This is a genomic window from Stenotrophomonas sp. 278, assembly GCF_003935715.1.
Taxonomy (GTDB): domain Bacteria; phylum Pseudomonadota; class Gammaproteobacteria; order Xanthomonadales; family Xanthomonadaceae; genus Stenotrophomonas; species Stenotrophomonas maltophilia_AH.
Genome location: NZ_RHPP01000156.1, coordinates 1 through 8959, shown reverse-complemented (window position 1 = coordinate 8959; position 8959 = coordinate 1). Strand labels below are relative to the sequence as shown.

Here is an 8959-nt window from a genome sequence, read left to right as displayed (position 1 = left end):
ACGCTCGGCGGCGCGCGCGGCGCGGCCGAAGCCGCCGTGGCGGGCCACCAGGGTGAAGTCAGCCAGGGCAAGCAGGTCCATGTGTTCCGCCAGTGAGACAGGTGTTCCAATTATACGGGCTATCGGTCCGATGGCGGATCAACAACCATGAGGCCTCCCAACCCAACCACGGAGTCACCTCATGACCATTCTTGTTACCGGAGCCACCGGCACCGTCGGCCGCCAGGTCGTTCAGCACCTCCTCCAGCGCGGTGCCACGGTCCGCGCGCTGGTCCGCACCCCGGCGAACGCCAACCTGCCCGCCGGTGTGGAACTGCACCAGGGCGATCAGCTGGACGTCGACGCGTTGCGCGCCGCCTTCCATGGCGTGTCCACCCTGTTCCTGCTCAACGCCGTGGCGGCCGACGAGGTCACCCAGGCACTGGTCACCCTCAATGTAGCTCGCGAGGCCGGAGTGAAGCGCGTGGTGTACCTGTCAGTGATCCACAGCGACCGCTACGTCAACGTGCCGCACTTTGCCGGAAAATATGGAGTGGAGCGCATGATCGAGCAGATGGGCTTCAGCGCCACGATCCTGCGTCCGGCCTACTTCATGGACAACGACCACATGGTCAAGGACGTGGTGAAGGGTTATGGCGTGTACCCGACGCCGATCGGCAGCAAGGGCCTGGCGATGATCGACACCCGAGACATCGCCGAGATCGCCGCACTGGAGCTGATTGACCGCGACCAGACGGCGGAAGACAGCGCCGTGACCCGCTTGAACCTGGTCGGACCGGAAGCGCTCACTGGTACGGACGTGGCTGGCATCTGGAGTGAAGTGCTCGGCCGCCCCATCGCCTACGGCGGAGACGATACCGCTGGCTTCGAACAGTACCTGCGCCAGTTAATGCCGCCGTGGATGGCATATGACATGCGCCAGATGGCCGAACGCTTCATCTCCGACGGCATGCTGCCAGCGGCTGGCGATGTGGAGCGTCTGATGCAGTTGCTGGGGCGGCCGCTGCGGTCGTACCGGGGATTTGCGACCGAGGTCGCCGCAGCGGGCTGAGTCAGCCCGGTTCCCGGCGTCAGCCCATTCGCATGCCGGATGGGCTCTGCGCCTGATGCGGATCACTCATGGCGAGCGCCTCGCGTTGCTGATGTACCTGTTCGGCTGCCTGCAGACGCTCGAAGGAGCGTTCAACGGCTGGCCGATGCCAGCAGGCCGACGGAAATCCGTTCGCTGGTCGGGTCGTAGACCCGGCCATGCTTCTGGTCGATCTCGGCCACCTGATCGCGGATGGCGTTCAACATGTTCCGCTGGCCTTCCGGAAGCGTCTCCTCGCTGATCAGATACTGCAGGATCGTGCGCTTGGGCATGATGCCCTCGTGCTCGGTATTTAGTGGGCTTCCGGGCACTGGCGCAGGGATGCTCTTGATCGGCTTGATGTTGTCCAGCGGCTTCAGCGTGCCCTCGTAATCCGTGTCCGGTCTCTTCAGCAGGTTGTTGCGATAGATACCGGCGTGATTCAAGCCGCCCCACATGAAGTCGATGCAGCTGTTGGTGGCACCGTGGTAGCGTGTGTCGAAGCCGTGCTTCTGTGGATTTTCTCCAAACTCAACGAGCTTCTCATACTGAGGTTTGGTGAGTTCCAGACGGCGATGGTAAACAGGGCTCAAATACTGCTCTTCATCGTTCCCGTACACCTTGCCGGGCCCTTTGGCTACTCCATGCTCGGAAGGTGCGAATCCAAAACTCTTCTTCTCTTCCCCTTCGGCCACCACGTAGTAGACGTGCCCCGCCGCCGATGTAGCACCACCTTTCATCGGCGTCCCTGGCGCGGCGACGTAAATGGTCACGGTATATTTGCTGGTCATGGGGTATCTCTACTTGGCTCTGCGGTGATAGGCAACCACGAGATCCGGGATCAACTTATGTGCCGTCCCGGTTCGTTGATGCAGTGTCAGACTCAGCTGATAGCGGCCCGGGGAGATCGTTGGCGCGGACGCAAACGCCAAGTACCTGTAGTCGCTGCCTCGCGCGGACAAGCCAGCTTCCTCCATGGAAGTATCATCAACGTTTGAAATCCACACCCCAGGAACCTCGCCGTCGGCACCAACACGAACTGTTCTGGAAGGATCAAAGCCACGCGTTTCGAACCGCTCTAGCGGTACAGCGATGTTCGAACGGGCGTCGAGACGTATCAATTTTACGGTCGCTCGAAGGCCTGATCTGCGGATTTTGTCTGATGCTGAAGCCGAATCAACGGAATCGGCAGCGGTCACGCGAAGGCCAATCATCATATCCCTCGACGAGTTCCTTCCAGGCGGGAGAACATCGAACTCGACCACCAGTGGCTCTGTCATGGGGACAAGCGGAAGCTCACGGACGACCGGAACCAGATCGCTGCGGATCTGACGAATCTGTCCGGGCGCAGCCGACTCATCCCGGGATTCGCAGCCCGATAGCGCGACGGCCAGGCCGATTCCAAGCCAGAACAGCATCGGTGAACGGAGTGTTGGGCGCATCTGGAACTTGCCGTGTTCATGAGAGAGGTTTCCCTGTATGCCGTAGATCGACACAGAAGTGAATAGGGATTCTCTGATTTCACTGATACGGCGCTTCCGACACAGCCCGCGCAAATTCCTTCCGCCGTGGATAGCTTATGACATGCGGCAGATGGCTGAACGCTTCATCAGCGACGGCATGCTGCCGACAGCGGGCGACGTGGAGCGGGAGCGGTTGATACAGTTGCTGGGGCGGTCGCTGCGGTCGTACCGGGGATTTGCGACCGAGGTCGCCGCAGCGGGCTGAGTCAGCCCGGTTCCCGGCGTCAGCCCATTCGCATGCCGGATGGGCTCTGCGCCTGGTGCGGATCACTCATGGCGAGCGCCTCGCGTTGCTGATGTGCCTGTTCGGCTGCCTGCAGGCGCTCGAAGGAGCGGTCAACAGGTGTCTGCACCGCTTCATTGATCGAGACCGAGGCGCGGCAATGAGAGGGATCGTTCAGCGCCCCCTGGACGGCAAACATGCGTTGAGCGGACCCATCGGTTGGCGCATTGCCAAGGACGACATGATCGACACGTTCCATGCCTTGTTCCCTGGCCGATGCCAGCAGGCCGACGGAAATCCGTTCGCTGGTCGGGTCGTAGACCCGGCCATGCTTCTGGTCGATCCCGGCCACCTGATCACGGATGGCGTTCAACATGCTCCGCTGGCCTTCCGGAAGCGTCTCCTCGCTGATCAGATACTGCAGCATCGTGCGCTTGGGCATGGTGCCATCCTTCTCGGTGTTCTCCGGGCTTCCGGGCACCGGCGCAGGGATGCTTTTGATGTGCTTGATGTTGTCCAGCGGCTTCAGCGTGCCCTCGAAATCCGTGTCCGGTCTCTTCAGCAGGTTGTTGCGATGGATACCGGCGTGATTCAAGCCGCCCCACATGAAGTCGATGCAGCTGTTGGTGGCACCTCGGTACTCCATGCTGAAACCATGCTTCTCTGGGTTCTCTCCAAACTCTTTGAGCTTATTGAATTGAGACTCGGTGATTTCCAGCTTTCTCTGATAGAGAGGGTTTAGATAATTATCCAAATCTTCCAGGTACACTTTTCCTGGACCTGAAGATGCGCCGTGCTCTGACGGAGCAAAACCGTAGCTGGTCTTTTTCTCTCCATCTGAAACTACGTAGTAAACATGTCCTGCTGAGCTGGTGCCGCCTGACTTAAGTGGTGTGCCCGGTGCGGCAACAAACATGGTCACCGTATATCGCTCGGTCATGGCTCCATCTCATTTCGGTTTGTGGGAATACGCCACGACCAGCTCTGACGCGACGTGGGAAACGTCGGTGTCAGTGTGCGTCAGCATGATAGTCAGGCGGTACCGTCCGGGCGGGATGCCGCGAGCGGATGCAAACGCGAGGTAGCGATAATCGCTTCCAGGCTTCGTCAAGGCCGCCTCGACTAGAGACGTATCATCCACATCGGCTGGCCACGTTCCCTCTGTCTTGCCATCAGTGCCGATTCGCACGTCAACATTTGGAACATCAGTAGTTGCACTTTGCACGGTACGTATCAATGGGAACTGCCTGCCAGATCCGATGGTTGGGCCTTCCAGTGTCACGATCGCCTTGATATTGGACGCGATGACGTGGTCCCTAGCCTCGAAAGAAGGTTGGCCATTTTTCCCGCTGACACGGATTCCAAGAACCAGCGTATGGGTAGAATTCCTGCCAGGAGGCGGGACATCGAACTCGACTACCAGTGGCTCTTTCATTGCAACAAGCGGAAGGTCACGGACGATCGGAACCAGATCACTACGGATCTGACGAATCTGTCCGGGCGCAGCCGACTCATCCCGGGATTCGCAGCCCGATAGCGCGACGGCCAGGCCGATTCCAAGCCAGAACAGCATCGGTGAACGGAGTGTTGGGCGCATCTGGCACATGGCGCGTTCATGGGAGAGATCCCCTGTATGCCGTAGATCGGCGCAGAAGTGAATAGGGATTTTCTGATTTCACCGCCGTACTATTGATCCACGCGCCCCCCTCACGCGTACGTGGATGCCCATGACCCGCTTCAACGCCGCCAACCTGACCCTCCACGAGTTCAGCGATGAGCTGGCTCACCACTTCCATGACATCAATGCGGAGTGGATCAACGCCATGTTCCGGTTGGAGGACACCGATCGCGAGGTGCTGCAGCATCCCCGCCGCAGCATCATCGACAAGGGTGGCGTGATTCTGTTCGTTGAGGCCGAGGGACTGGGCATCGTCGGTACGTGCGCGCTGCAGAAGTCGACCGGCAACGGCTACGAGCTGACCAAGATGGGCGTTCTCGAGCGCGCACGTGGCCTGAAGGCTGGAGAGTTTCTGCTGGCGGCGATGATCAAGCGTGCAGCGGAACTGCAGGCTTCACCGCTGTACCTGCTCAGCAATGCCAGGTGCGCGGCTGCCATCCATTTGTACGAGAAGGCCGGTTTCCGCCACGACGCGGAGATCATGGCGACCTATGGTGCGCGCTACCAGCGCTGTGACGTGGCCATGCGGTATACCCCCTAGCGGACATGGGGCGGATTCAGGCGCGACGATCCTTCCATCATGCCTCACGAACGGCCTGCTACAGTCGAATGCATGCCCGACTTCAGTCCCGCCATCCTTGCCTGGTTCCATGCCACGTTCCCGTCGGCCACCCCGGTGCAGGAGGCGGCATGGGCCGCCATCGGGCAACGGCAGCACACGCTGGTAATCGCGCCGACCGGATCCGGCAAGACGCTGGCAGCGTTTCTGCACGCTATTGACCGCCTGTTCGCGGAAAAGGACGCAGCACGACGGGAGCCGCGAGGTGCCGCGGGGAATAACACGATCACCACACGGGTGCTTTACATCTCGCCGATCAAGGCGTTGGCAGCGGATGTGCAGCGGAATCTGCAGCGTCCACTTCAGGGCGTGCATGCCGAACGCCAGCAGCGCGGCGACGCCGCCGTGGACATCCGCGTCGCCATCCGCAGCGGCGACACCACGCCGGCCGAACGCGCCCGACTGGTGCGGAAGCCACCGGACATCCTGATCACCACGCCGGAGTCGCTGTTCCTGATGCTCACCTCCAACGCGCGCGAGACGCTGCGCGGGGTGGATACGATCATCATCGACGAGATCCACGCGGTGGCGGGAACCAAGCGCGGTACGCACCTGGCGCTCAGCCTCGAGCGGTTGGACGCGTTGCTGGAGCGCCCGGCGCAGCGGATCGGCCTATCGGCCACGGTGCGGCCGGAAGAGGTTGTAGCTGGGTTCCTGGGCGGCGATCGCCCGGTGACCGTGGTCAATCCGCCGTCGCCGCGTCACCTGGACATGAAAATCGTGGTGCCGGTGGAGGACATGGCCGATATTCCCACGCACGCAGGCGACGCTGCCGGCGCACGTGCCGGGTCGATCTGGCCGCATGTGGAGGCCAGCATTCTGGATGAGGTGCTGCAGCGGCGTTCGACCATTGTGTTCGCCAATTCGCGTGGGGTCGCGGAACGGCTTACCGCGCGGTTGAATGCGTTGTATGCGGAGCGGGTCGGGGGACTCGCAGCCGGGCAAGACCCGGCTCTACCCCCAGAAGTGCTGGGTTCGTTTACCGGTAGTACCTCCGGGCGCGTTGAGAACGCGGGTGAGCTGATCGCGCGGTCGCATCATGGCTCGGTGTCGAAGGAGCAGCGGGCGCAGATCGAGCAGGCGCTGAAGGACGGTGCGCTGCGTTGCGTGGTGGCCACCTCCAGCCTGGAGCTGGGCATCGACATGGGCGAGGTTGACCTGGTGATCCAGGTGGCGGCTCCGCTGTCGGTGGCCAGCGCGCTGCAGCGCGTGGGTCGCGCGGGGCATCAGGTGGGTGGGCTGTCGAGTGGGCGGGTGTATCCGCGTACACGCCGTGATCTGGTCGATGCCGCCGTGGTGGTGGACAGCATGCTGGCAGGGCGCATCGAGGCGCTGGAGCCACCGCTTAATCCTTTGGACGTGCTGGCGCAGCAGACCGTTGCCGCAGTGGCGATGGAGCCGTTGCACGTGGACGACTGGTATGCGCGCGTGCGTCGTGCGGCCCCGTATCGTACGCTGCCACGCAGTGCCTTTGATTCGACCCTGGACATGCTGGCCGGGCGCTACTCATCGGATGACTTCGCCAGCTTCCGTCCGCGCCTGGTCTGGAACCGCGAGACCGGCCTGCTGACGGCCCGGCCGGGCGCGCGACAGTTGGCGTTGACCAGCGGCGGCACCATTCCGGACCGGGGGCTGTACAGCGTATTGCTGCCCGAAGGCATGGAGCGCGCAGGTTCGCGACGGGTCGGCGAGCTGGACGAGGAGATGGTCCACGAATCGCGGGTCAATGATGTGATCACGCTCGGCGCGACCTCGTGGCGGATTGACCAGATCACTCATGATCAGGTCATCGTCAGTCCCGCGCCGGGGCGTTCGGCGCGCCTGCCGTTCTGGCGCGGCGAAGGCGTGGGGCGACCGGCGGAGCTGGGACAGGCACTTGGCGAGCTGCTTGGTGCGTTGGATGCCGCAGCTGACACCGCGAGCGTGGATGCGCTACCGGCAGCCCTGCGCGAGCGTCTGCGGCATTGCGGTCTGCAAGACAACGCCATCGCCAATCTGCTGGCACTCGTGCAGGAACAACACGCTGCCACGGGCGTGCTGCCCACTGACCGTCAACTGGTGGTCGAGCGCTGCCGCGACGAGAGTGGCGACTGGCGGCTGATGCTGCATTCGCCGTACGGTCGCCGTGTCCACGATCCCTGGGCCCTGGCGCTTGCCGAGCGCCTGCGCGCGCAGTGGCAGGTGGACCCGAACGTGGTCTCCAGCGATGACGGCATCGTCGCGCGCATCCCAGATACCACCGGTCGCGTGCCCGGTGCGGAGCTGTTCGTGTTCGAGCCGGAGCGTCTGCGCCGTGCGGTGATCCAGGCCGTGGACAGTTCCGCACTGTTCGCCGCGCGCTTCCGCGAATGCGCTTCGCGCGCGCTGCTGCTGCCGCGCCGCCAGCCGGGCAAGCGCTCGCCACTCTGGCAGCAGCGGCTGCGTGCCGGCCAGCTGCTGGCCGTGGCGCAGCAGCATCCCGACTTTCCGATCGTGGTCGAGGCGGCGCGCGAATGCCTTCAGGACGTGTACGACCTCGACGCCCTCGACAAGTTGATGCAGCGCATCGGCAGTGGCGCGGTGCAGCTGGTGGATGTGCAGACCGAGGTGCCGTCGCCCTTCGCTGCCGACCTGCTGTTCGGCTACGTGGCCGAGTTCCTGTACGCCAGCGACGTGCCGCAGGCCGAGCGCCGTGCCTCGATCCTGTCGCTCGACAGTGGCCTGCTGGGCGATCTGCTGGGGGAAGTGGCACTGGGCGAGCTGCTTGACCCGCAGGTGGTGGACGAGGTCGGTGCGTCGCTGCAGCGGCTTGTTCCGGAGCGCAGGGTGAGGCAGGTGGAAGGCGTGGCCGATCTGCTGCGCGAGCTGGGTCCGATGACCTTGGATGCGGTTGTGGCGCGCGTAGGCGAGGGTGATGCGTCTGCAGCGCTGGCCGAGCTCCAACGCCAGCAGCGGGCGATCCGCGTCTCGCTGGCGGGCCACACGCAGTGGGCGGCAATCGAAGACGCAGCGCGGCTGCGCGACGCGCTGGGCGTGGCCCTGCCCGCGCGGATTCCAGCTGCATTTCTGAAGCGAACGGCGGATCCCCTGGGAGAGCTGTTGATACGCTTCGCCCGTACCCATCCACCGTTCACCACACAGGAGGCGGCGGCACCGTTCGGCCTGGGAGTGGCCGTGGTCGAGGCGGCGCTGCAGCAGATGGCCGGTCAGGGCAGGGTGCTCAAGGTGGCCGAACATACCTGGGTGGCCGATGACGTGTTCAGACGATTGCGGCTGCGCTCGCTGCAGGCGGCGCGGGATGCAACCCGCCCTGTGCCCGCCGATGCCTATGTGCGGCTGCTGCTTGAGCGTCATGGCGTTACGGGCACGTCTGCCGGTGGGCTGGAGGGTCTTGAGGGCGTGGCACGAGTGATCGAGCAGCTGGCAGGCGTGCCGTTGCCGGTGTCGGCCTGGGAGCAGCAGGTGCTGCCCGTGCGCGTGCGCGACTACGTCCCCGCGCTGCTGGACGAACTGCTGGCCACCGGTACGGTGGTGTGGGCGGGCCACGGTCGGCTCGGCGAGGACGACGGCCTGGTGTCACTGCACCTGCAGGAGATCGCGGCCGAAACGCTGCCGCTGCTTTCAGCCCAACCGTTGTCACCGCTGCAGTCGGTACTGCTGGAGGTATTGGCCGAGGGCGGCGCATGGTTCGTGCGCCAGCTCGCGCAGCAGGTACAGGTGCGTTGGACCGGCGGACCGATGCCGCCAGCGGAAGATCTGCACGCGGCGTTGTGGGCGCTGGTCTGGGACGGCCGGGTGACCTGCGACCTGTGGTCACCGCTGCGCGCACTGACCGGCGTTCGTGTGCCGCGGGCGCGCGTGCTGGCTG

Annotated in this window: 7 protein-coding genes; 4 read left to right on the top strand and 3 right to left on the bottom strand. The window is 63.8% G+C overall.

Going from position 1 to position 8959, the window contains the following annotated elements; all coding sequences use genetic code 11:
* Positions 1-181: 181 nt before the first annotated feature.
* Entirely contained in the window at positions 182-1051 is an 870-nt protein-coding gene (locus tag EGJ34_RS18725) for an NmrA/HSCARG family protein (RefSeq protein ID WP_125361971.1), read from the top strand.
* Between the two features lie 131 nt (positions 1052-1182).
* On the opposite strand, the gene EGJ34_RS18720 is transcribed toward EGJ34_RS18725, so the two are convergent.
* Positions 1183-1860 carry a hypothetical protein gene (locus tag EGJ34_RS18720; RefSeq protein WP_125361970.1) on the bottom strand — a complete coding sequence of 226 codons (678 nt, stop codon included), beginning with the start codon at positions 1858-1860 and terminating at the stop codon, positions 1183-1185.
* Between the two features lie 802 nt (positions 1861-2662).
* Here EGJ34_RS18720 and EGJ34_RS22780 point away from each other — a divergent pair.
* A complete protein-coding gene (locus tag EGJ34_RS22780) occupies positions 2663-2797 on the top strand; it encodes a hypothetical protein (RefSeq protein ID WP_260477056.1) in 135 nt (44 codons plus the stop codon).
* Between the two features lie 19 nt (positions 2798-2816).
* Here EGJ34_RS22780 and EGJ34_RS18715 read toward each other — a convergent pair whose 3' ends face one another.
* Together EGJ34_RS18715 and EGJ34_RS18710 are read right to left on the bottom strand one after the other, a co-directional pair.
* Positions 2817-3755 carry an XVIPCD domain-containing protein gene (locus EGJ34_RS18715; protein WP_125361969.1) on the bottom strand — a complete coding sequence of 313 codons (939 nt, stop codon included), beginning with the start codon at positions 3753-3755 and terminating at the stop codon, positions 2817-2819.
* 9 nt (positions 3756-3764) lie between these two features.
* Positions 3765-4421 (bottom strand): hypothetical protein, encoded by a 657-nt coding sequence (locus EGJ34_RS18710; protein WP_125361968.1) that lies wholly within the window; start codon positions 4419-4421, stop codon positions 3765-3767.
* 121 nt (positions 4422-4542) lie between these two features.
* Here EGJ34_RS18710 and EGJ34_RS18705 point away from each other — a divergent pair, with 121 nt between their 5' ends.
* Together EGJ34_RS18705 and EGJ34_RS18700 are read left to right on the top strand one after the other, a co-directional pair.
* Positions 4543-5034 (top strand): GNAT family N-acetyltransferase, encoded by a 492-nt coding sequence (locus EGJ34_RS18705; RefSeq protein WP_125361967.1) that lies wholly within the window; start codon positions 4543-4545, stop codon positions 5032-5034.
* A 72-nt stretch (positions 5035-5106) separates the two neighbouring features.
* The coding region (locus EGJ34_RS18700) for an ATP-dependent helicase (RefSeq protein ID WP_260477055.1) at positions 5107-8959 on the top strand (3853 nt) is incomplete at its 3' end.

Bases quoted from the DNA above. Each gene is read 5' to 3' on its own strand.
- EGJ34_RS18725 (WP_125361971.1), top strand. From the start codon at position 182: ATGACCATTCTTGTTACCGGAGCCACCGGCACCGTCGGCCGCCAGGTC.
- EGJ34_RS18720 (WP_125361970.1), bottom strand. From the start codon at position 1,860: ATGACCAGCAAATATACCGTGACCATTTACGTCGCCGCGCCAGGGACG.
- EGJ34_RS22780 (WP_260477056.1), top strand. From the start codon at position 2,663: ATGGCTGAACGCTTCATCAGCGACGGCATGCTGCCGACAGCGGGCGAC.
- EGJ34_RS18715 (WP_125361969.1), bottom strand. From the start codon at position 3,755: ATGACCGAGCGATATACGGTGACCATGTTTGTTGCCGCACCGGGCACA.
- EGJ34_RS18710 (WP_125361968.1), bottom strand. From the start codon at position 4,421: ATGTGCCAGATGCGCCCAACACTCCGTTCACCGATGCTGTTCTGGCTT.
- EGJ34_RS18705 (WP_125361967.1), top strand. From the start codon at position 4,543: ATGACCCGCTTCAACGCCGCCAACCTGACCCTCCACGAGTTCAGCGAT.